The organism is Mucilaginibacter galii (genome assembly GCF_014635825.1).
Classification (GTDB): domain Bacteria; phylum Bacteroidota; class Bacteroidia; order Sphingobacteriales; family Sphingobacteriaceae; genus Mucilaginibacter; species Mucilaginibacter galii.
The window spans coordinates 45,242-66,983 of sequence record NZ_BMDO01000010.1; the positions used below are offsets into that span (position 1 = coordinate 45,242).

A 21,742-nucleotide genomic window follows, 5' to 3' on the forward strand; every position below is an offset into this window, starting at 1 on the left:
AGAAAGGTTCAATAAACTGATATTCGCCCATATAGCAGATGGATTCAATTGCTTAAATTTGGTGTAGGGTTTTTGAAAGATTTGGGTTAAAATTGCAAATCGAATTATGAAAGCATTTTATGGCGATTTAAGGCTGGGAATTTTAGGCGGCGGACAGTTAGGCCGCATGCTTATTCAACAAGCTGTAAATTATAACGTAACGGTTAAAATCTTAGATCCCGACCGCGAGGCGCCTTGTCGTAAATTATGCGATGAGTTTATAGTGGGCTCACTTAACGATTATGAAACCGTATATAACTTTGGCAAAAAAGTTGACCTGCTTACCATTGAAATAGAAAAAGTAAATGTTGATGCCTTAGAGCAACTTGAAAAAGAAGGTGTACTGGTATATCCGCAGCCGCGCGTGATCAGACTGATACAGGATAAAGGATTACAAAAGCAGTTTTTTAAAGAAAACGATATTCCAACAGCCGAGTTTCAGGTCATTTCTTCTCCCGAACAGCTTAAAGACAGCACAATTCCTTTTCCATACATTCAAAAGTTACGACGCGATGGATATGATGGCAAAGGAGTTTACAAGGTTGTTGATGAATCGTACCTCGAAAAAGCCTTTACCGAGCCCAGCCTCATTGAGCGTTGGATAGATTTTGAAAAGGAGATTGCGGTTATTGTAGCCCGCAACGAAAATGGCGACATCGAAACCTTCCCTATGGTGGAGATGGAGTTTAATCCGGAAGCTAACTTGGTAGAGTTTTTAATATCACCATCTACCCTGCCCTTTGCCGTGCAGCAGGAAGCGGCTGACATTGCTAAAAAAATTGCAGAAAGCTTGAAGATTGTAGGCTTGCTGGCGGTAGAGATGTTTTTAGATAAACAAGGCAAAATACTGGTTAACGAGCTGGCGCCACGTCCGCATAACAGCGGCCATCAAACTATTGAAGGTAATGTGGTATCGCAATTTGAGCAGCACTTACGCGCTATTTTCGATCAGCCGTTGGGCAATACCGATAGCCTGAGCAATGCTATTATGATCAATGTTTTGGGCGAACAGGGTTACGAAGGACCGGCCATTTACCAAGGCATTGAGAAGGTTATGAAATGTGCGGGTGTATATATTCACCTATATGGCAAAGCTTTAACAAAACCTTTCCGCAAAATGGGGCACGTAACCATCGTAAATACTGACCGCGAAAAAGCTATTGAAACTGCACGTTACGTTCAGGAAACGCTTAAAGTAATTAGCTAATAATTAATGGTTCATGGCTGGTAGTTCATAGCAGTTGTAGAACTTTTTATTTACTATGAACCATCAACCACAAATCATGAACCAATCTATAAAAGTAGGCATCATCATGGGCAGTACATCTGATTTGCCCATTATGCAGGATGCTGCAGATATACTTACCCAATTAGGTGTTGACTATGAAATTACCGTAGTATCGGCACACCGCACACCCGACCGGTTATTCGATTATGCAAAAACGGCTGCCGGCCGCGGTTTAAAAGTTGTTATTGCTGGTGCCGGTGGTGCGGCGCACTTGCCAGGTATGGTAGCATCGCTTACGCATTTGCCCGTTATTGGCGTGCCTGTAAAATCAAGCAATTCTATTGACGGCTGGGATTCGGTTCTATCCATCTTACAAATGCCTAATGGCATTCCGGTGGCTACGGTGGCATTAAATGCTGCTAAAAATGCCGGTTTACTGGCAGCTCAAATACTTTCTACAGCCGACGAGCAACTCACACAAGCATTAATTGACTACAAAAACGACTTAGCCAAAAAGGTTATAGACTCTGCTTCGGACATGAAAGCAAAAGGCCACCCCTCAAAATACGAGTAAGGGTTAAGAGTTAAGGGTTAAGGGTTAAGGGTTAAGGGTTAAGGGTTAAGGGTTAAGGGTTAAGGGTTAAGGGGAAATTCTTGACTTGATGAATGTTTCCCAAACTTAAATATACATACAAAAAGCCATTGTCTAATTAGACAACGGCTTTTTGTATTTGACTTTCATCTCAATCACCTGCAATTTAATTCAATGCAGGATTTTCGGGGAAATTAGCGATGTGCGCATAACGTTGACCAAGGCTAATCACTACTTCGCGCCAAAGATTTTGCTCATCGTGCATAAATAATATCTCCGGATTAAATTTGTTAGCCACTATCCATGTATCTTCCGCAATTTCATTATCCAATTGTCCTGGTGTCCAGCCGGAATATCCTGCAAAAAATTTAATTTCATCTTCATTGATCTGATAGGCAGAAATCAATTCTTTAACTTTTTCAAAACTACCTCCCCAATATATACCGTCCCATATTTCTACGCCACCTTCAATTTTATCGGGGCAACGGTGTATAAAGTGCAGGGTATTGTTAGCTACCGGTCCGCCAATGTATACCGGCATTTCTGAATAAGAGATATCAGGTAAAATATCGCTTAAATTATATTCACTCAGGTGATTAAGTACATATCCAAGTGTACCTTCTTCCGAATGTTCAGCCAATAAAATGACCGACCTCTTAAAATTAGGGTCCATCATAAAAGGTTCAGATATAAGTAAACGGCCCGAAGCCGGAGTAATTGAACTTAGCATGCGTTAATTATTTTATTAACATAACGTGAACTGTCGAAATATGTTCATTTTAACCATTTGCCCGCTAAAAGATAATCTCAATTAGTAAGTTTGCAATAATGGATCAAAAAGACATACAAAACCTCCGGCAAGATTACAGGGTTAGTACACTGCTCGAATCGGCTGTTAGCCCAAACCCTATAAAATTGTTCGATACATGGTTTAACGACGCCGTTAAAGCCGATATACACGAGCCAAACGCCATGACCCTGGCCACGTCAACACATAACGGCAGACCATCGGCCCGTATTGTTCTGCTCAAGGGTTTCGACCAAAACGGGTTCGTTTTTTACACTAACTACTTAAGCCGTAAGGGTAAAGAGATTGCTAAAAATCCACATGCAGCCATGGTGTTTTTTTGGGGACCTTTAGAACGCCAAATACGTATTGAAGGCACCATCGAAAAATTGAGTAAAGAGCGCTCAGAACATTATTTCCATTCGCGCCCTGTTGGTAGCCAGATAGGTGCCATTGTTTCGCCACAAAGCCAGGAAATTGACGGTCGTGAAGTGTTGGAAACCAAATGGACGCAACTGGAAGCCGAGTACGAAGGCAAGGAGATACCTAAACCGGCTTATTGGGGTGGATATATTTTGAAGCCAGAATTGATCGAGTTTTGGCAGGGCAGATCGAGCCGTTTGCACGACCGTATCTTGTATAAGAAAGCTGATAAGAATACCTGGAAAATTGTTAGACTGGCACCATGATTTTTGAAGACGTTAAACAATTGATCATCGAACGCCTGGGTAACGATGTAGTAATAGGCGAAGAAACAGGCGGTATGCAGCCAGCACTATTGATAGCGCCCGAACGCATTGCCGATGTTTGCCTCGAACTACGCAATAATCCGGCCACTTACTTCGATTTTTTAGCCTGCCTTTCGGGGGTAGACTATGGTACTGATGCAAGTAAGTTTGGTGTAGTATATCATTTAACGTCTATCCCCTATCAAACGCAGCTTACGCTTAAGATAAGCAAAACACAAGACCGCTTCTTTGACGATTTGCCGTCTTTTCCAAGCATATCATCAGTCTACCGCACGGCCGAATGGCATGAGCGCGAAGCTTACGACCTGGTAGGCGTATTTTTTGAAAACCACCCCGATCTTCGAAGAATATTATTGCCTGATGATTGGGAGGGATTTCCATTGAGAAAAGATTACGTTACTGCCGAGTATTATAAAGGAATAAAAATAGATTAGGGCTTTAATCTCCAAGTGGGGAGTGTTATAATGACTAACAACGCGTTACAAAAATATCATGAAAAGATAGCCGCTGCCGCAACGCAGGATATGGTGCTGAACATGGGTCCGCAGCATCCGTCGACGCATGGCGTATTGCGGCTGGAACTGATCACTGACGGTGAGATCATCAAGGAAGTGATTCCGCACATTGGTTACCTGCACCGTTGTTTCGAAAAACATGCCGAATCGCTTACCTACCAGCAAACCATACCTTTCACTGACAGGCTCGATTACCTGGCATCTATGAACAATAGCCACATTTGGGTAATGGGCGTAGAACGGATGCTGGGCATTGATAAAGAAATCCCCAAACGCATTGAGTATATTAGGGTACTGGTATGCGAGTTAAACCGCATTGGCTCACATTTGATTGCCATTGGTACTTATGGTATTGATATTGGCGCCTTCACTCCTTTCTTATGGTGTTTTCGCGACAGAGAACACATTATGGGCCTTTTAGAGTGGGCTTCTGGCTCGCGTATGCTTTATAATTACATTTGGGTTGGCGGCTTATTTTTTGATTTACCTGTAGGATTTGAAGAGCGTTGCCGCGAGTTTGTGGACTATTTTAAACCTAAAATGGTGGAGCTAAATAACCTCCTTACCGACAACCAAATCTTTATTAGCCGTACGGCAAATGTAGGCGTATTGCCCTTAGATGTAGCCATTAACTACGGTTGCACTGGGCCGATGTTACGCGGATCAGGCTTAAAGTGGGATTTGCGACGGGTAGATAATTATTCGGTATACCCTGAAATTGATTTCGATATCCCGGCCGGAACGGGTTTAATGGGTACTAAAGGCGATTGTTGGGACCGCTATAAGGTGCGGGTCGACGAGATCGAGCAATCACTAAAAATAATTGAGCAATGCTTAGACCGCCTGCAATCCGACCTAAAACGTACCCCTGATTTTGACCCGCGAGCCAAACTGCCCCGTAAAATTATACCTAAGGCACAGGATTATTATATGCGTGGAGAGGGTGCTAAAGGCGAATTAGGCTTCTACTTTGTCACCGACGGCAAATCGGAAGTACCCTACCGGGTTAAGGCACGAGGACCAAGTTTCAATAACTTATCTGTGATCTCCGAAATATCTAAAGGCGTAATGATAGCCGATTTAATAGCTATTATTGGTTCAATAGATTTCGTATTGGGCGAGGTGGACAGGTAACATTTGTATATGACAATTTACTTGAAAAGGTAAAAATTAAAAAATCCTTAAAACTAAAAAGCCTCTGATACCATATATCAGAGGCTTTTTAGTTTCATACAAATTGATAATTAATTATAAACCTTTACTAAAAATACATAATTCTTCACTTTTTCAAACTGCTGGGCTTTGCTCAGGCTCATTAAAGTGTTTTTGCTGTTCAGGCTAATTTTACTATTTGTCGAATCTTTGGTGAGCTGTTGGGCAACTTTAAAAAGGTATCTCGATTTTACGGCAAAGGCAGCACCTTCGGTTTGTGTTTGCTTACTGCTGATCATACCAATCAAGTTGCCTTTGGTATCTAACAACGGACCACCGCTGTTACCCGGGTTAACCGGCAATGAAACCTGGTAAGCAACCGTATCGCCGTTGTAACCGTTAGCAGAGCTTAAATACCCCCTGCCGTATACAATGGAATCACTTGGGAAACCCGCAGTGTATACATCCTCTCCTACGCTGCTTGCACCTTTGCGGAAATTGTAAGGAATGTTAGGCAAACCGGCAAATGAAACATCGTCTATCTTTAATATGGCAATATCATAAGCAGGTTCGGTATAAACTACTTTAGCACGATAAGAGTCGCCCGAGGCATTTTGAACGTATAATGAGTCAGAGCCTTTAATTACATGATAGTTGGTGGCAATGTAACCGTTAGATGTTAACGCAAAGCCCGAACCCCCAAACTTGCTTGGTGCCAATATTCGTTTGCCCGATTTAATATCGTGCAGCAGGGCATTGGTAGAGCGGTTAAGGTTTTCGGTAGTGCGGCGGTAGCTGTCTACCTCGCGTCTTAAAGCAATAACGTTGCTGCTGGTTTTATTGAAGTAACCGCTAACATACAGGGTTGCCAAAACTGCAAATATGGCAATAGAGGCGGCAACCGATATTTTAGAATGATGGTTACGCCACAGCTTTACCACCCAGCCTGGGTGCACGGTTAACTCCTCGGTTAAGGCATGAACATCAATTTCCTGGTGTATGGCGTTCAGGCGCTTTTCCAACTCTACGCGCTCACCGTATTGCTTAATTAGCCCGGTAAAATGTGCATGATCGGTAATGCGGTTATCAATCGTCGCGTTTTCGCGGCGCAGGGCTTCAAAGCGTTCCCGCTCCTCGCTGCTCAACTCGCCGTTAAGGTAACGCTCAATTAATTCTGTTAGTTGTAACTCACTCATCGTTGTACTTTTAAACGCTGTTCTTATTGTTAACCCTTGTCAGTCTGAGCTTGTCGAAGACCTCACCAAGCGGCAAATGCTTCGACAGGCTCAGCATGACAATTGTCATTAACTAATATTTTTAAACAGTCTCTTATACTTGCTGAAAAAACAATTTTTTCAACCTTTGCAGGCACTTGTATTTTTGAGTTTTAGCATTATCAGCATTAGTATATCCAAACCGCTCGCATATATCCTGCATGGAGTGGTTGTGGATATAAAAGTCTTCAATTATGGTTTTGCAAGGCTCGCCTAAAAGCTGCAATGCTCCTTCCATTTTCGTAAACTGCAAATCTCGTTCGGTATGCAGGTCACTTTCATCTTCCATGGGCACATGATCCTGAAAGTCTTTGATATCGCCACCGTAGCGGCTCATCTGGCTCAATCTCTTTAACCAAAGCTTACGGCAAACCGCGTAAATAAACGTTTTCAGTTTACTGCTTAGCTCAAAGTTTCCACCTTTAACCTTATTATAAAGAACAATGATAGCCTCCTGGTAAATATCCTTAGCATCATCGGCTGTGCCATTATTATTGATGATGAGTTGTAACACCATCGGGAAATAGGCCACGTACACCCTTTTAAGGATGTTTTCCGAATTGTTTAGTATGCCAAAAACAACCTCGCTATCTGTTGGTGCTGAACTATTTAACACTTTACTCACTATTTAATACTATTTATACGAAATTGTAACCCATTGTTTCTAAAAAAATTAAATTCAAATTTAAGTTGGGTTACTTTTTTCTGTTGGGGGCATTAATATAAAAACGCAGATACCCTATCAACAACGGTTGATACTGCGAAAACTGATACAACAAAATAATAAATAAAAGCCGACAACTTCTAAAAACAAAACATTATGAAAAACTTATTAAAATCTGCCCTCATTTTAGCTGCTGCTTCAAGCATGCTGGTAGCCTGCGACCCTGCTCCAAAAGGATCTGATGCTAACGCAACCGATTCTACCTCGGTTCAAACCAGTGCCGATAGTACCATTACTGTTGATACTGCTAAAACTGCCGACACCACCATGCTGGGCGATACCGCTGCCAAAGCTGGCGACACCATTACCAAGACCGTTAAAAAAACCACCGTTGTTAAAAAATCGGTAACTAAAAACGACTAATTATCAAACCGTTAACAGCGGTTAAAACTTTTTTTAAAAATAATTCAAAATAGCGGGTTACCTTTTGAGGTTACCGGTATTAATAAGAAAACTATTAATCACTTATTAAAAGAAATTAACATGAAAAACGCATTTAAAATTGGCTTTTTTGCTTTAGCAATCTCTGTATCTATGGTAGCTTGTAAAGGTTCTGGTTCTGGTTCAACTGCTGATTCAGCTGCTGACACTACTGTAGCTGTTGATACTGCTGCTAAAATGGATACTACTATGGCTCCAGCTACTGCTGATACTACAGTTGCTGTTGATACTACTAAAAAAATGTAATATCTGCTTCAAGCAAATAAAAAAGCCTTCCGGATATTTTCTGGAAGGCTTTTTTATTGGGTAAATATTTCATAAAACATAATTACTAAGTACTAGGCAATACCTGCCTAAATGGAAACGATCGCTCGCCCTTTGCAGCAATGGCTGCTTATTTAGTAAATGCTTGCTAAAAAATAAACTGTCTTAACTTTACTTTTTAGTGGTATCTTTTTTCGCAGTATCGGCGACGGCTACAGGTGTAGGCGTGGCCGCTATGATTGGCGCATCCATATTCGTACGGGCTGTTGGTTTACCTTTAGGCGTTTTAACACCGCCCGAACCCGAATAATCAAGCAGCGTGGCTCCACCGGTAGTGGTCATGGTTTTAGAAGTATCTTTGTTAGATACATCATAATTTGTAACCTCCCTTACCGAGTCAACACCATCTTTACTGGCACTTCCGCTATTGCAGGCCGTCATTACCGAAACACCGGCACCCAGCAAAATCATTAAAATTACTTTTTTCATTAATATACTTGTTGATGATATTTAAACAGCTAAAAGCTGCTATTGTATTTTTTTGCCAATATACAAAATAGCCTTAGTTTGCACCCAATTTATAGATAACTAAAAAGCATGCCGGGGTAACCAGCATGCTTTTTAAGTTTCAGATTATTGATACAGTAAGCTAAATCATGAGAAATTCAACTTACATGCTCAACTATGACTCTTGTCTTTCGGCATCGCGCAGGGCTTTCACCTTGTCGTGTGCTGCTTTTAAAGTTACTTCCTGCTCGGTAAGTATATCTTTAATGTAAGCCGGTACGCCCTCATCCTCAATAGCCGATTTATAGGCTTTTTGGGTGGCATCTTCGCCAAACTCACATTCTTCTAAAACGCTTTTAGGAGTATGGCCGCTAAAAAAAGCTTTCACGTTTAACCAGGTACGGTGAATATCGCCGCTGCTTGAGGTGGTGTTCTCAATGTCTTTATGAAAAGTTTGCACCTCGGTTGCTAAAGCCAGTTTAAATTTATGGCTATCTCCTATAAAGCTTGTAAATAATTGTTTCAGGTCGGCATCTTCAACCTCAACGGTTGCGCGCTCATAACCTTGTATACGATCGTTATGAATCTTGATCAGATCGTTTAATACTTCTACTGATTTTTCAGAATTGTTCATGATATTGTTTTTATAGATAAGTGTAACTTGAAGAGTTTACAGTAAAGTTATATTTCTATAACTATGATCTGCCTCTGAACAATGAAAGGATCCATAATATTAATCCTATTACAATAACTACGCCTATAATGGCAGTAACGGCACCAGCCTTAAATATACCGGCAATAAGATCGCAACTGCTCAGGGTCATAACCAGAACGGTGAGTGTTAATAAACTTAATTTTTTCATGAGGTAGATGTTTTAAATGTATAGATGCTTTATAAAGAGAAAACCTGCAAAAATTGTTTTGCAGGTTTTCTAAAAAGTTGGTCCTAAATTCTTATCATTAAGAGCAATGTGGCAAACGCAAAACTATTGGCTTCCTTACGGTTGCTGCATCGGCTTCGCTCCTCGCAATAACATGGCCTTACTTACCAAAAGCGCTTTTCAACTGGCTTACTGCATACCCTTCGGCTTCTTTAGCCTGTGGCACTAATGCTCCCATTCCAAAAAACTCGTGGGTTACACCATTATACACCTTACGGTCTACACTAACCCCGGCAGCTTTTAGCTTACCGGCCAGGGCTTCGCCGTCGCTCAATAGCGGGTCAAGTTCGGCATTAATAATGGTAAATGGCGGTAGCCCTTTTAAGTTGGCAGCAACTAGGTTAAGGCGCGGGTCTTTAGCCTCGGCAGCGTTGTTGGTGTATTTATCTGTAAACCACATCATCATGGCTTTATCTAAAGGCTTAGCTTCGATGTATTTATTGTATGATGTGCTGAACATATTTGCACTGGCAATAGGGTAAACGCTAACTACCTGTACCGGTGCCTGCACTTTTTTATCGCGTGCCATAATGGCCACGTTAGTAGCCAGGTTACCCCCTGCACTTTCGCCCACTACGGCAATCATTTTAGGGTCGCCGTTCATGGAAGCCGCGTTTTTAACTACCCATTGGTAAGCTTCGAAAGAATCGTTGTGTGCAGTTGGAAATTTGTGCTCGGGCGCTAAGCGGTAAGCTACCGATACCACTACGGCGCCAACCTGGTCGGCCAGGGTTTTAGCCGAGGCGTCATACACATCAATATTGGCAATTACAAAACCGCCGCCATGGTAATAAACAATTACAGGTAAAGCACCGGTAGCGCCCTGCGGAGTGTAAACACGCAGATGTATGTTGCCTCCGGTAACCGGGATATCTTTACCCATGGTATCAACCTTCATCACTGGCATTGGAATCTTGTAATCCTTCATTACATCCATCACGGCATCAGTAGCGGTGTGATTTTGACGCGCTTCGGCAGCAGTTAGCTGAGGAATTGGCTTATCGTGATAGCTGGCCAGTTTTTCAAGTACAGCCTGCATTTGCGGATTAATATCAGGCGCCCAAACCGGTTTTGGTCCTTTAGGTTTAACACTGTCTGGTGTACCGCCCTTTACAGTGTCAATGGTTTTTGTAATAGTAGTAGTACTGTCTGTAGCCGTATCGGTACTTTTAGAGGGGCCATTACAGGCAGCAACTACCGATGCAAGTGCCAGCATGGCCAGGCAGCTTTTTACAGGAGCTTTAATAAATTGAAGCGATGTTTTCATAGGTGTAGTTCGTATTATTTAATATCACCTACTTAACCCCAGCGCTTACTATTTGTTGATATTATTCGTTATATGTTTATGAAAGCACTTTGAGCAGCTATTTAAGGGCTAATTTCTTTTTAAGCTTACCTGCATAAGCAGATTTTGATTTAGGCTCCAGCAATTTGGTCACCGCAGCCGACACAACACCACCGGCTAAATAATATAATACCGACAGTAACTGCGTTTGCCTTGTATAGTTACTATGCTTTGGGTTTAAGCCCATTGGCTTGGGTAATAATACAGCGCCAATACCTGCAGCCAGGCCCAAACCCGGCCCTTTGAGCCAGGTTTTCTTTTTTCCTATACCGGTTAGGCTGTAGTAAAAGGTATTGCTCAATATATCGCCCGCCATGGTAATGTAGTATAATTTATCATCGGCAGGTGGCTTTATACCTACCTTGTTAAGCGCTTTAGTTAACGATTCCATGCCCAGCAAATCCATGCGGGGAGCCTCGTTATCTTTACTTTTTATGATCTGGTGTAAAACGGTAATGGCACATGCACCGGCCAGTCCTCCTAATAGCGCGTTCACTGCTTTCATACATCCTTAATTTAAGGTTAAAGGTTTGAAGCGGGTGTTTTGTTCGTTGCCTATATAACTTTAATATTGCAGCGCGCTACACTTTTACCGCGTTTGAATGCTATGCCCGTTTTAAAACTTGAAAATATTTGTGTAAAAAGTCAGCAGCAAACCTTGCTGAATAATATTAATCTTACCGTGCAAAACGGAGAGCATTGGTTAATTACAGGTGCCGCAGGCGCAGGCAAAACAGTTTTATTAAATACCATTGCCGGTAGGTTGAGGCCATTTTCGGGCAATATAGAAACAGCGTATAAGACCAACCAGCAGCCATCGGTTTTATGGAACCCGGTTAGCCTGGTGACCTCCAAACATCATTTTAAGGATATTACCAATACCAGCAACCTGTATTATCAGCAGCGCTATAACTCGTCGGATTCAGACCAGGCATTGACCGTTATACAATACCTGCAAAACAGCATTATACACGAGCATGATAACAACAACTGGACGGTAGAAAAAGTAGTTAGCCTGCTACAGCTTCAACATTTATTGGATAAAGAAATTATCAAGCTTTCTAACGGCGAAACCAAAAGGTTGCGCATTGCATCGGCTTTACTGCACCAGCCCAGGCTGCTACTGCTCGACGATCCGCTTTCAGGACTGGACTATGATACGCAACAGCGCTTCGGTGATATTTTAGCAGAGATCATTGCAGCAGGAGCTACTATCATGATGTCGGGTAGCGGGCACGAAATACCGGCACCCATTACGCATGTAGCTATTATGAAAGATGGGACCATTGTTGAAACCATGCCTGTTGCCGAGTACCGGCCCGAAACCGAAACGCATTTACCCCCAATAGACAGGCAACAGATAGCGCAATTAACAAGTGGTGTTAAATCATCTACTTACAACGACATCGTAAAAATGGCAGATGTTACGGTGAAATACGATGAGCTTACCATTTTGAATCAAATTAACTGGCTGATTAAACCGGGCGACCATTGGGCGCTGTTTGGGCATAACGGTGCCGGTAAATCAACCTTGTTAAGTTTGATCAACGGTGATAATCCGCAAGCTTATGCCAATGATATTGTATTGTTCGATAAAAAGCGCGGAACAGGCGAAAGCATTTGGGATATTAAAAGCAAAATAGGTTTCGTTTCACCCGAGTTGTACCAGTACTTCCCTACCGATCAGTCGGGCTTACAAGTTATTGAATCGGGTTATTACGACACACAAGGCTTATTTAGGCCAAGCAATACTGCCCGTGCAGCCAAGGCTCTGGAATGGATGAAGACCCTGCACATAGATACCTATGCCCGCAAACCGCTTAAAGCCATGCCGGCCAGCACCCAGCGGCTCTGCCTGCTGGCCCGGGCGCTAGTCAAAAACCCACCTCTGCTTATTTTGGATGAACCCTGCCAGGGCTTGGACAAATTACAACGCCAGCACTTCAATGCTTTGATCGACAGTATAGCTGCAGCTACCAATTTAACCCTGATCTACGTAACGCATTATGCCAGTGAAATGCCCGCTTGTATAGATAAGGTATTGAGGTTAGAAAAAGGTAGTGTGACAGCCACAAGCGCTACTATCAGATGACTATCATATTCCCTGTAAAGCATAGCAGGAATTGGCTTTCTCGGGTGTAGCGTTTATCTTTGTATATGAATACTGCCGATCTGCTTCAGCGCGCACTTCAGTTCGATTTTTTGAGCTTGGAGGAAGGCGTTTTCCTTTACCATAATGCTACCACGCCTGAATTAATGTATGTAGCTAATGAGCTGCGTAAAATTCAGGTTCCGCATGGCAAGGTTACCTGGCAAATAGACCGCAATGTGAACACCACTAACGTTTGTATTGCCAACTGCAAGTTTTGCAACTTTTTTCGCCGTCCGGGCCATGAGGACAGTTACATTACAGATATTGAAACTTACAAGCAAAAGATAGAAGAAACCTTCCGCTTGGGCGGCGACCAGCTTTTATTGCAAGGCGGCCACCACCCCGATTTAGGCTTATCTTTTTATACCGATCTTTTTAAACAGCTTAAAGAATTATATCCTACGCTTAAACTGCACTCTTTAGGTCCGCCCGAAATTGCGCACGTAAGCAAGCTGGAAGGCATGAGCCACATTGATGTGCTTACCGCCATGAAAGCTGCAGGTTTGGATTCGCTCCCCGGCGCAGGCGCCGAAATTTTGAACGACCGTGTTCGCCGCTTAATTTCCAAAGGTAAATGTGGCGGTAAAGAATGGCTGGATGTAATGCGTGCAGCACACAAAATTAACCTACCTACTTCGGCCACCATGATGTTTGGCCACGTGGAAACCATTGAGGAGCGTTTTGAGCACTTGGTTTGGATACGTGAAGTACAATCAGAAAAACCAGAAGGACATTACGGTTTTACAGCTTTCATCCCATGGCCATTTCAGGATGATGGCACTTTATTGCGTAAAGTGCGCGGCATCACTAACAACATAACCGGCGACGAATATATCCGCATGATTGCATTGAGCCGTATTATGTTGCCTAATGTTAAAAACATACAAGCCTCGTGGTTAACCGTGGGTAAACAGGTTGCACAACTTTGCCTGCACGCCGGCGCTAATGATTTTGGCTCAATTATGATCGAAGAAAACGTGGTATCGGCAGCCGGAGCGCCACACAGGTTTACTGCAAAAGGCATTCAAAATTCTATTGCCGAAGCAGGGTTTGAGCCTCAGTTACGTAATCAGCGTTACGAATGGAGAGATTTGCCCGAACAATTGGAAGAGCAAGTAATTAATTATTAATCTTAAAAATACAGCATAAAAAAAAGCAGCACTTAAAAAAGTGCTGCTTTTTTGTTGGAAAGCAATTGCTTATTACGAAGTTTTTAAGAAGTTGCTTAAAATGTTGTTTACAACATCAGCACTTGTTAAAGGCTCGTCAAAAGCTTCTGTTGCAGCTTTTTGGCCAGCAATTGAAGTTAAGTTAACGTTTGCCTGGGTTACGTTAGCTTCGCCAGCGTAAATTGGGTTAGTTGCAGCAGTTGCAGCAGTTGTAACGGTAATACCGCTTGCAGTGGTGGTATCGCCTGTTACCCATGGTCTGAAATCAGCAGGAACAGTTGATGGTGCACGTAATAAACGTAAACGACGCAGGTAAGAAGCGTGACGTGCTTCTACCGAGTGAATGCTTAACGCAGCGGTTAACACGGTTTTGTTACCTTTTAAGAAACCAGCCTGACCTTTGTAAGCTCTTACGCCGGTATCTTCAAATGCCTGGGCTACTGCCAGGAAGATAGGGTAGCTTGCAAATACATCTACAAACGGACCTGCACCCGGTACAGTACCTTTAGCACCACCCGAAAAATCGAACCAGGTGTTAAAGTTACCTGCAGTAATAGCTGCGGTACTACGGGCTTTGTTGGCCGCCGATTCGTTAGCACCTAATACGCTGCGTATGAAAGCAACGTGGTTATTTTCATCTGTACGGATAAGACCGATAGCAGCAGCGTCAGCAGAGTTAATTAAGCCAGCTCTTGCGAATGCAGTATTGTAAAAAGAAGCCTCGGTTAACTCGGCAGTTAAGGCAAAGTTCAACACATCATTTACAGATGGCGTTGCAGTTTGGCCGTAAGCTTTTTTGAATAATGTACTAAAAGCAAATGGTAAAGCTGCAACCGCTACTTTTGAACCAAAGCTGGTAATATTCTTGATAGCTGCACGGCGCGGACTAATTCTGTCGGCAAATTCCGGATCAGCTGTTTGTATATCGTTGATTAAATTTAATAAATCCATTTTCTGTGTTTTTTATAAGATGATAAATTAAGCACCTAACGCCGGAGCAGCTAAAGGTTTACCTGATACGTATTTGTTAGCGATAGCTAAAACTTCGGCTGGGGTTTTAGATCTCTCTAAACCGTTGCTAGGGTCTAAAATGCTATCATCGGCTAGGTTTTGACCTAACAGGTTACGAATCAAAGCTGCGTGACGTGCTTCTACAGAAACGATTTTACCAGCTAATTCCAGGTAAGCAGTGGTTTGAATTAAATAACCGGCACCATTGTATGCAGATACGCCCAGATCTTCAAAAGCTTTTGCAGTACCTAAAACCGAAGCTTTATCGGTAAAGGTGATAGAAGAAAAGTTGGGAGTTAAAGCAGGGATAGCATTACCGGCTAAAGCTGTTTTGAAAAATTCACGGTGAATAATTTCGTGATCTCTGATCTCGGTAAGCAATGCTCTTTCTTCGGTAGTAATACCAGTGTAAGGAGTGGCGATTACCTGAGTATAAAATGCAGCTTCTAACTGCTCTAAAGCGTAAGCATAATTTAATACAGCTACATCGCCTGTACCTAAATCTATCACCTGAGGGTCGCTAACTACGCCACCATGCTTTTGGCAAGATGCTGCAGTAGCTAATACTCCTGCTGCAACGGCACCAGCTCCGGCAAATTTAAGGAACGACCGCCTGGCCATGCCCTTTTCAACAAGGGTTTCTTGTGTTGTTGTTTTCATAAGTAATACGTTAATTATTAGATTAGTTATACTACAACATACGTGACAATTAGTTTTGCGGTTTTTACAACATGTGGTTTTGTCATATATTTGTAAGTGGCAAAGCTTGAACAAGAGATAGAAGCACTCATTTTCGCATCAGATCAGGGCATACGGGTGGAGGAGATATTATATTGCCTTCAGGCCGTCTCAGAGGCCGATTTTAGTACAAATGAAGCACTTTCTACCATTGAAAAAATACAGCATAAATACCAGGACGAAGCTTTCGCCATTGAGCTGGTAAAACTCAATAATGGCTATCAATTTTTAACAAAAAAAATTTATCACCACGTTATAGGGCAGTTACAGTTGCAACGCTCTAAGAAAAAACTAAGCCAGGCGGCGCTTGAAACGTTGGCCATAATTGCCTACCGCCAACCGGTAACCAAACTTGAAGTGGAGCAAATACGTGGCGTAAACTGCGACTATTCTATCCAAAAACTTTTAGAAAAAGAGCTTATTACTATAGCTGGCAAAGCCGATACCGTAGGCCGCCCTTTACTTTATACCACCAGCAACCAGTTTGCCGATTACATGGGGATTAATAATATTAGCGAGCTACCGGCCATGGCCGAACTTAGCAGCACGGCCAATAGTATTGGAAATGAGCAGGAATAAATTTTTTATACATTTTTACTAAAAACGTTTTTTAGTTATTTTTGGAATAAGAACAAACGAAACAAACACTACATTTAAACTATCTAAACACGAAACATTAAACTTAAAAATATTCACCATGCAAACGCCCAAAAAAACTGCAAGCAATAGTGCCGCTAATCAAAGTGCATCTAACAACGCAGCCGACAATCCGGCTGAGCAAAAGAAGTTTAACGACGATGACTTTGATGAGGATTTTGACGCTGAACCGTTAGTCGATCTTGATTACGACGGCGTTAGCCGTTACGACGACGAAGACGACGATTTCTAAAAATCAATCACATTAAATGTATAGCATCCGGTTTTGCCTGATGCTTTTTTTTTAACGTACTTTTAAAGAAAATCAATTTTAGTATGACGTTGCAAACCACGGCGTACCATAATTTAGCAGGCTAAACAGTAGATGACCGTTACCGAAGTTAACAACCACCAAAGCCGTAAAGCATTTTTAGATGCGGCACGGCTAATTTATAAGGATGACAAAAACTTCATTTGTCCGCTTGATAATGATATTGAAGCCGTATTCGATCCAGAAAAGAACATATTCTTTAAGTTTGGTAAGGCCCAGCGATGGATACTTACAGATGATAAGGGGCAGCTTATAGGACGGGTTGCTGCATTTATTAATGAAAAAAAAGCGTACAACTATGCGCAGCCAACAGGCGGCATGGGCTTTTTTGAGTGTATAGATAACCAGGATGCCGCCTTTTTAATTTTTGATACAGCTCAAAACTGGCTTAAGCAACATGGCATGCAAGCAATGGACGGCCCTATAAACTTTGGGGAGAACGATATGTTTTGGGGCTTATTGATAGATGGATTTATGCCGCAATCTTACGGAATGAACTACCATCACCCCTACTATAAAAAGTTTTTTGAAGATTACGGCTTCGTTACCTTGTACGAGCAGATCACTAATCATATTGACGCCCATAAACCGTTCCCTGAGCGCTTTACTAAAATTGCCAACTGGGTTATCCAAAAGCCGGGCTATAGGTTTGAACATTTGAAGGCTTCGCAGATAGATAAGTTTGCATCGGATTTCATGGAAATTTATAACGATGCCTGGAAAGATTTTGAAAACTTTGTCCCCATACAAAGGGCTACCATTTTAGAAACATTCAGAAAAATGAAAATGATCATGGACGAAAACCTTATCTGGTTTGCTTATGTAGACAACGAACCGGCAGCATTTATGGTAGTACTGCCCGATGCCAACCAAATGATCAAAACTTTTAACGGAAAGCTTACCCTCATTAACAAGCTTAAGTTTTTATACAACAAGTGGAAAGGCGTAAACCGCATGCGCGCCGTAGTAATGGGTACCAAAACCAAATATCAGAAACATGGGCTCGAATCGGCCATGTTTATCAAGTTAAAGGAATATGTGCTGCCTTTAAAGCAATATGACGAAATGGAGTTATCCTGGGTGGGCGATTTTAACGACAAAATGCTGGCCTTACACCAAGCCATGGGCGGCGTATTCGGGAAAAAGCACGCTACGCTGCGGTATATTTTTAAATAAATCTCCGTATTGATATGGTGGAATATAAGTCTGAGCTTGTCGAAGACTTGAACGCTTGCCAAGTCTTCGACAAGCTCAGACTGACAAATGATACCGTTAAGTAATAGCCTTACCGGTAAAATGCCCGGAAACGGCGTTCAAAGGTTTCAGAACTACCATAGCTGCCAGCGAGGGCTGTAAATGAGCTATCGCCTTTATTAAGCGATGCCAAAATTTGCTTGATGTATTCGGGATGCGTTTTGATGATAAAAAAAATTATACCGTAGCCTACATTATACTTAAACTCAACATCCTGTTTGTTGGCCCATGAACTCATTTCGGGCCCGAAGTACTTTTTCAGGTCAAGTTCACCTTTGCCAATATATTCTTTCAGTTTGCGCAAGCGGGGCGTTTGCTGGTCAATGTATACAGCGTTCTTATCGTTAACGTAAAGGCCTTCAAAAAACTCGGCCAAGCCTTCATTTATCCAGTTGGGCACACCATAATAATTGTGGTATTGCATAAACAGATGGCTAACCTCGTGTACTATTACATTGGTATAATCATCTCCCTCGTAAATATAGCACTGCTTGGTACGGCCCGAATAGAAACCTGTTTTAGTAATGGAGGCACTCTCAGCATCCCTTACGGCTTCAAACTTTTTACGGCTTTTGTATAAATTTATAATTACAGGCAGGCTATCAGGAATCTGCTTTTCAAACAGCCCGTTATAAACGTAAGCCTCATATTTAACGAGGCGAGTAAGCATAGCGGTATCTTGCGCATTGATCTTACCATCAACCGCGTTGTAGATTAGTTTTTGTGCATGCGTGTTGAACTGAAAAGCACACAGAAAAAAAACAGCCAGTAAAAAGGGTTTCTTTTTACTGGCTGATGCAACTTTATGCGGTTGCTTTGCTTTGTCTAAGTTCTTCAAACAACTCAATTACTTTTTTCTGAAGGTCAATAACTTCCGTTTCCCTATCCATTAACTTTTTATTGACATTCTCTAACTCGTTAACGTATTTTTGCTCGTATTCGGCATCGTTAAACGTAAGTAACTGAACCACTGACATTTCAAATAAATTGGCGATTTGCTCTAACCTCGATAAGTTGATGTCGGTAATACCTGTTTCAATTTTTGAAAATGCAGGTATTGAAATATCCAGCCTTTTAGCTACATCTTCCTGACTCCAGCTTTTTTGGTGTCTTAATAATCTGATTTTTTTGCCAAGTGTTTTCATAATTTTAATTTGGGATAGGGTTTCTCAATAGTTAATAAAGTTACAATTATTTTTTAATTATAAAAACTTACATTTTATTTATTTAATAAATAAGAAGCGAGTTCGTTCAGGTTCAAACCTCCAAAATTACCCGAGCTCATGAGCAATAAGTTTTTACTTTGCAGGTTTTGTGCCGAGACAAAATCTTTTAAAGCTTTGGAGTTATCAAAAAATATAAGGTTTTGCTGATTAAACGCAGTTTTCACTACAGATTCGTCGTAAGGTTCCATTTTTTTCTGCACAAAGGTTTGCGCATCAATATACACTACGGCAGTATCGGCTTCGTTCATACAGCCTGCATATTCATTTAAAAAATCTTTATTTAAACTGCTAAATGTGTGCAGTTCCATACAGGCTATAAGCTGCCTGCGCGGAAATTGCGCCTTAACGGCCTTTATGGTTGCCTTTAATTTAGATGGCGAATGCGCAAAATCTTTATAAATATTGGTTACCTCGTTCTTACCCACCAACTCAAGCCTGCGTGCGGCACCTTTAAAGGTAACCATACTGGTGTAATAATCATGAGCGCTGATGCCTAACTCGCCGCATATAGAACGGGCAGCCTCAAGGTTAAGTAAATTATGCTCACCAAAAATTTGCAGCGGAAACTTAACCCCTTCGTTAATAAGCAAGGTAACGCCATTGACCACCTCAAACTGCGGTAATTTGTAAGGTATTTTAGCTACCGGCGACTGATTATGGGCGATCATTTCACCCAAAATATCATCATTGGCCGCATAAAACACTGTGCCGTTAGGTTGTATGGTTTGAATAAATATTTCAAACTGCTCAATATAGTTCTCAAACGTTGGGAAAACGTTGATATGATCCCAGGCTATGCCGCTAATAACGGCCAGGTTTGCCTTATACAAATGAAACTTAGGGCGGCGGTCTATAGGCGATGAAAGGTATTCATCACCCTCTATGATGATCAACGGAGCATCGCTCAATTTAACCATGGTATCAAAGCCTTCCAACTGTGCTCCTACCAGGTAATCAAAGTCTTTGCCTGCTGCTTGTAAGGCATGTAAAATCATAGATGTGATGGTAGTTTTACCATGACTGCCACCTATAACTACACGTAATTTATCTTTGGATTGCTCATAAACGTATTCGGGGTACGAGTATATTTTGATGCCTTTTTGCTGGGCTGCCAGTAGCTCGGGGTTATCGGCCCGGGCGTGCATTCCTAAAATAACGGCATCTAAATTATCAGTGATCTTTTCGGCGAACCAGCCATTTTGTTGTGGTAGCAAACCATGTTTAGCCAGGCGTGAAATAGAAGGCTCAAACAGCACATCATCAGAACCTGTAACCTCGAAACCTTTTTTGTGTAGTGCAATAGCCAGGTTGTGCATAGCGCTGCCACCTATGGCTATAAAATGTACCTTCATTTAAATTTTTAGCTTTTAAAGCGATGTTGTACAAAGAAAAACAAAAACTGCTAAGTCTTCAAATAATTTAGCTTCAAGTTACTTTACTTAACCAATTTTAACAATCAGCGCTTATTAAACTTGTAGTATTGTAATATATGCGTCATAGCACTTAGCATAAATTGCATATCATAGAATTATGACTACTTTTGAACTGTAATAATAATAATTACAAATGAACGGACGATTTCAAATTTCTATGCACATTATGACTTTGCTTTGCACAGCAGGGAACGACGTGCTATCGTCTGATTATATTGCCGGGAGTGTAAATATTAACCCGGTGCTCATTCGCAAGGAACTTAGCAACCTTATTAAACATAAACTGGTAGCCAGTAAAGAAGGAAAGAGCGGTGGCTATACGCTTTCTAAACCGGCTGCACAGATAAGTGTGGCCGATGTATACCACGCCGTTCAGGTAAACCCGGTATTAGGAAAAGCACGTAATACGCCTAACCCTAAATGCCCTATTGGAAAAGAAATTAATAAGCATTTAAATCAACTGAACAATGAGGTTGACCAGATGATTATCAAGAAACTGGGCAAGCAGTCTATTGCCGCATTTACAAAATTATTCGACTAAAATTTTTTTAATATAAACTGAAACATTAAACATTACATTTTAAATTATGAAAGTAGCAATTATTGGCGCCACAGGCTTTGTTGGCCCTAAAGTAGTTAACGAAGCATTAAACCGCGGTTACGAAGTAACTGCCTTTGCCCGCCAGCCCGAAAAGTTAGAGATAGAGAACGAAAAGCTGACCAAGCAATCGGTTGATATTAACGATACCGAAATACTGGCCAATTTACTGGTGGGGCATGATGCCGTGATCAGTACTTTTAACGCCGGCTGGACCAATCCTAATTTGTATGAAGACTTTTTGAAAGGCAGCCGGTCTATACAAGCGGCCACTAAGCAAGCCGGTATAAAGCGCTACATCACGGTAGGCGGTGCCGGCAGTTTGTACATACACGGTGCTCAACTGGTAGATGGCCCACACTTCCCGGCCGAATACAAACCCGGAGCCACCGCCGCACGCGATTACCTGACCGAGCTGCGCAACGAGAACGAACTGGACTGGACGTTTGTAAGCCCTGCCATTAACCTGCATCCGGGCACGCGTACCGCCAACTTCCGTTTAGGCACCGAAGAGCCCGTATTTAACACGGAAGGTAAAAGCGAAATTTCAGCAGAAGATCTGGCCGTTGCCTTGCTTGATGAATTAGAGAAAAACCAATTTGTGAAACAACGTTTCACTTTAGGTTACTAAATAAA

The 21,742-nt window shown here is 41.9% G+C and carries 27 protein-coding genes; 14 read left to right on the forward strand and 13 right to left on the reverse strand.

Annotated elements, in window-relative coordinates; genetic code table 11:
* Window positions 1-106 precede the first annotated feature (106 nt).
* Window positions 107-1,246: a 5-(carboxyamino)imidazole ribonucleotide synthase gene (locus tag IEV61_RS16460; RefSeq protein WP_188418144.1), complete on the forward strand. Its 1,140-nt coding sequence runs from the start codon at window positions 107-109 to the stop codon at window positions 1,244-1,246.
* A 55-nt stretch (window positions 1,247-1,301) separates the two neighbouring features.
* The gene (purE, locus tag IEV61_RS16465) at window positions 1,302-1,841 is read left to right on the forward strand and encodes a 5-(carboxyamino)imidazole ribonucleotide mutase (RefSeq protein ID WP_229747181.1); all 540 of its coding nucleotides are present in this window, start codon (window positions 1,302-1,304) and stop codon (window positions 1,839-1,841) included.
* A 184-nt stretch (window positions 1,842-2,025) separates the two neighbouring features.
* Here purE and IEV61_RS16470 read toward each other — a convergent pair whose 3' ends face one another.
* Window positions 2,026-2,589 carry a YqgE/AlgH family protein gene (locus IEV61_RS16470; RefSeq protein WP_188418146.1) on the reverse strand — a complete coding sequence of 188 codons (564 nt, stop codon included), beginning with the start codon at window positions 2,587-2,589 and terminating at the stop codon, window positions 2,026-2,028.
* Window positions 2,590-2,687: 98 nt separating this feature from the next.
* Here IEV61_RS16470 and pdxH point away from each other — a divergent pair, with 98 nt between their 5' ends.
* From pdxH to IEV61_RS16485, 3 genes are read left to right on the forward strand one after another with little or no spacing between them, the layout of a single operon-like run.
* A complete protein-coding gene (pdxH, locus tag IEV61_RS16475) occupies window positions 2,688-3,335 on the forward strand; it encodes a pyridoxamine 5'-phosphate oxidase (RefSeq protein WP_188418147.1) in 648 nt (215 codons plus the stop codon).
* Window positions 3,332-3,829, forward strand: coding sequence for an NADH-quinone oxidoreductase subunit C (locus tag IEV61_RS16480; protein WP_188418148.1), 498 nt, complete (start codon window positions 3,332-3,334; stop codon window positions 3,827-3,829). The genes pdxH and IEV61_RS16480 overlap by 4 nt, the downstream gene beginning before the upstream one ends.
* Window positions 3,830-3,859: 30 nt before the next feature.
* Complete coding sequence (locus tag IEV61_RS16485; protein WP_188418149.1) at window positions 3,860-5,044, forward strand: NADH-quinone oxidoreductase subunit D; 1,185 nt, start codon at window positions 3,860-3,862, stop codon at window positions 5,042-5,044.
* 110 nt (window positions 5,045-5,154) lie between these two features.
* Here IEV61_RS16485 and IEV61_RS16490 read toward each other — a convergent pair whose 3' ends face one another.
* Together IEV61_RS16490 and IEV61_RS16495 are read right to left on the reverse strand one after the other, a co-directional pair.
* Window positions 5,155-6,258 carry a trypsin-like peptidase domain-containing protein gene (locus tag IEV61_RS16490; RefSeq protein WP_188418150.1) on the reverse strand — a complete coding sequence of 368 codons (1,104 nt, stop codon included), beginning with the start codon at window positions 6,256-6,258 and terminating at the stop codon, window positions 5,155-5,157.
* Between the two features lie 133 nt (window positions 6,259-6,391).
* Window positions 6,392-6,961, reverse strand: a complete 570-nt coding sequence (locus IEV61_RS16495) for an RNA polymerase sigma factor (protein ID WP_188418151.1) — start codon at window positions 6,959-6,961, stop codon at window positions 6,392-6,394.
* 195 nt (window positions 6,962-7,156) lie between these two features.
* Here IEV61_RS16495 and IEV61_RS16500 point away from each other — a divergent pair, with 195 nt between their 5' ends.
* The gene (locus tag IEV61_RS16500) at window positions 7,157-7,423 is read left to right on the forward strand and encodes a hypothetical protein (protein WP_188418152.1); all 267 of its coding nucleotides are present in this window, start codon (window positions 7,157-7,159) and stop codon (window positions 7,421-7,423) included.
* 120 nt (window positions 7,424-7,543) lie between these two features.
* Window positions 7,544-7,747 (forward strand): hypothetical protein, encoded by a 204-nt coding sequence (locus tag IEV61_RS16505; protein WP_188418153.1) that lies wholly within the window; start codon window positions 7,544-7,546, stop codon window positions 7,745-7,747.
* A 189-nt stretch (window positions 7,748-7,936) separates the two neighbouring features.
* Here IEV61_RS16505 and IEV61_RS16510 read toward each other — a convergent pair whose 3' ends face one another.
* The 5 genes from IEV61_RS16510 to IEV61_RS16530 all read right to left on the reverse strand — a co-directional run bounded on the left by IEV61_RS16510 (window position 7,937) and on the right by IEV61_RS16530 (window position 11,063).
* Complete coding sequence (locus tag IEV61_RS16510) at window positions 7,937-8,254, reverse strand: hypothetical protein (RefSeq protein ID WP_188418154.1); 318 nt, start codon at window positions 8,252-8,254, stop codon at window positions 7,937-7,939.
* A gap of 193 nt (window positions 8,255-8,447) precedes the next feature.
* A complete protein-coding gene (locus tag IEV61_RS16515) occupies window positions 8,448-8,906 on the reverse strand; it encodes a PA2169 family four-helix-bundle protein (RefSeq protein ID WP_188418155.1) in 459 nt (152 codons plus the stop codon).
* A 61-nt stretch (window positions 8,907-8,967) separates the two neighbouring features.
* Window positions 8,968-9,135 carry a hypothetical protein gene (locus IEV61_RS16520; protein WP_188418156.1) on the reverse strand — a complete coding sequence of 56 codons (168 nt, stop codon included), beginning with the start codon at window positions 9,133-9,135 and terminating at the stop codon, window positions 8,968-8,970.
* A 178-nt stretch (window positions 9,136-9,313) separates the two neighbouring features.
* Window positions 9,314-10,480: an alpha/beta hydrolase gene (locus IEV61_RS16525; RefSeq protein WP_229747182.1), complete on the reverse strand. Its 1,167-nt coding sequence runs from the start codon at window positions 10,478-10,480 to the stop codon at window positions 9,314-9,316.
* 97 nt (window positions 10,481-10,577) lie between these two features.
* On the reverse strand, window positions 10,578-11,063 hold the full coding sequence (locus tag IEV61_RS16530; protein ID WP_188418157.1) for a hypothetical protein: 486 nt from the start codon (window positions 11,061-11,063) through the stop codon (window positions 10,578-10,580).
* A gap of 102 nt (window positions 11,064-11,165) precedes the next feature.
* On the opposite strand from IEV61_RS16530, the gene IEV61_RS16535 reads away from it, so the two are divergent.
* Both IEV61_RS16535 and IEV61_RS16540 read left to right on the forward strand, forming a co-directional pair.
* A complete protein-coding gene (locus tag IEV61_RS16535; protein WP_188418158.1) occupies window positions 11,166-12,650 on the forward strand; it encodes an ATP-binding cassette domain-containing protein in 1,485 nt (494 codons plus the stop codon).
* A 65-nt stretch (window positions 12,651-12,715) separates the two neighbouring features.
* Window positions 12,716-13,840, forward strand: a complete 1,125-nt coding sequence (locus IEV61_RS16540) for a CofH family radical SAM protein (protein ID WP_188418159.1) — start codon at window positions 12,716-12,718, stop codon at window positions 13,838-13,840.
* Between the two features lie 72 nt (window positions 13,841-13,912).
* Here IEV61_RS16540 and IEV61_RS16545 read toward each other — a convergent pair whose 3' ends face one another.
* The gene (locus IEV61_RS16545) at window positions 13,913-14,830 is read right to left on the reverse strand and encodes a ferritin-like domain-containing protein (RefSeq protein WP_188418160.1); all 918 of its coding nucleotides are present in this window, start codon (window positions 14,828-14,830) and stop codon (window positions 13,913-13,915) included.
* Window positions 14,831-14,857: 27 nt separating this feature from the next.
* Entirely contained in the window at window positions 14,858-15,550 is a 693-nt protein-coding gene (locus tag IEV61_RS16550; RefSeq protein WP_188418161.1) for a ferritin-like domain-containing protein, read from the reverse strand.
* A 96-nt stretch (window positions 15,551-15,646) separates the two neighbouring features.
* Here IEV61_RS16550 and scpB point away from each other — a divergent pair, with 96 nt between their 5' ends.
* The 3 genes from scpB (at window position 15,647) to IEV61_RS16565 (ending at window position 17,771) form a co-directional block, all read left to right on the forward strand.
* Window positions 15,647-16,207 carry an SMC-Scp complex subunit ScpB gene (gene scpB, locus IEV61_RS16555; protein ID WP_188418162.1) on the forward strand — a complete coding sequence of 187 codons (561 nt, stop codon included), beginning with the start codon at window positions 15,647-15,649 and terminating at the stop codon, window positions 16,205-16,207.
* 118 nt (window positions 16,208-16,325) lie between these two features.
* A complete protein-coding gene (locus tag IEV61_RS20615; RefSeq protein WP_229747183.1) occupies window positions 16,326-16,517 on the forward strand; it encodes a hypothetical protein in 192 nt (63 codons plus the stop codon).
* A 132-nt stretch (window positions 16,518-16,649) separates the two neighbouring features.
* Complete coding sequence (locus IEV61_RS16565; protein WP_188418163.1) at window positions 16,650-17,771, forward strand: GNAT family N-acetyltransferase; 1,122 nt, start codon at window positions 16,650-16,652, stop codon at window positions 17,769-17,771.
* Window positions 17,772-17,880: 109 nt separating this feature from the next.
* Here the strand turns inward: IEV61_RS16565 and IEV61_RS16570 are convergent, their stop codons facing one another.
* The 3 genes from IEV61_RS16570 to IEV61_RS16580 form a co-directional block, all read right to left on the reverse strand.
* Window positions 17,881-18,687 carry a gluzincin family metallopeptidase gene (locus IEV61_RS16570; RefSeq protein WP_188418164.1) on the reverse strand — a complete coding sequence of 269 codons (807 nt, stop codon included), beginning with the start codon at window positions 18,685-18,687 and terminating at the stop codon, window positions 17,881-17,883.
* Entirely contained in the window at window positions 18,653-18,994 is a 342-nt protein-coding gene (locus tag IEV61_RS16575) for a helix-turn-helix domain-containing protein (protein ID WP_188418165.1), read from the reverse strand. The genes IEV61_RS16570 and IEV61_RS16575 overlap by 35 nt, the downstream gene beginning before the upstream one ends.
* 74 nt (window positions 18,995-19,068) lie before the next feature.
* Window positions 19,069-20,427: a UDP-N-acetylmuramate--L-alanine ligase gene (locus IEV61_RS16580; RefSeq protein ID WP_188418166.1), complete on the reverse strand. Its 1,359-nt coding sequence runs from the start codon at window positions 20,425-20,427 to the stop codon at window positions 19,069-19,071.
* 214 nt (window positions 20,428-20,641) lie between these two features.
* On the opposite strand from IEV61_RS16580, the gene IEV61_RS16585 reads away from it, so the two are divergent.
* Together IEV61_RS16585 and IEV61_RS16590 are read left to right on the forward strand one after the other, a co-directional pair.
* Entirely contained in the window at window positions 20,642-21,049 is a 408-nt protein-coding gene (locus IEV61_RS16585) for an Rrf2 family transcriptional regulator (RefSeq protein ID WP_188418167.1), read from the forward strand.
* Between the two features lie 46 nt (window positions 21,050-21,095).
* Window positions 21,096-21,737 (forward strand): NAD(P)-dependent oxidoreductase, encoded by a 642-nt coding sequence (locus tag IEV61_RS16590; RefSeq protein WP_188418168.1) that lies wholly within the window; start codon window positions 21,096-21,098, stop codon window positions 21,735-21,737.
* Window positions 21,738-21,742 lie beyond the last annotated feature (5 nt).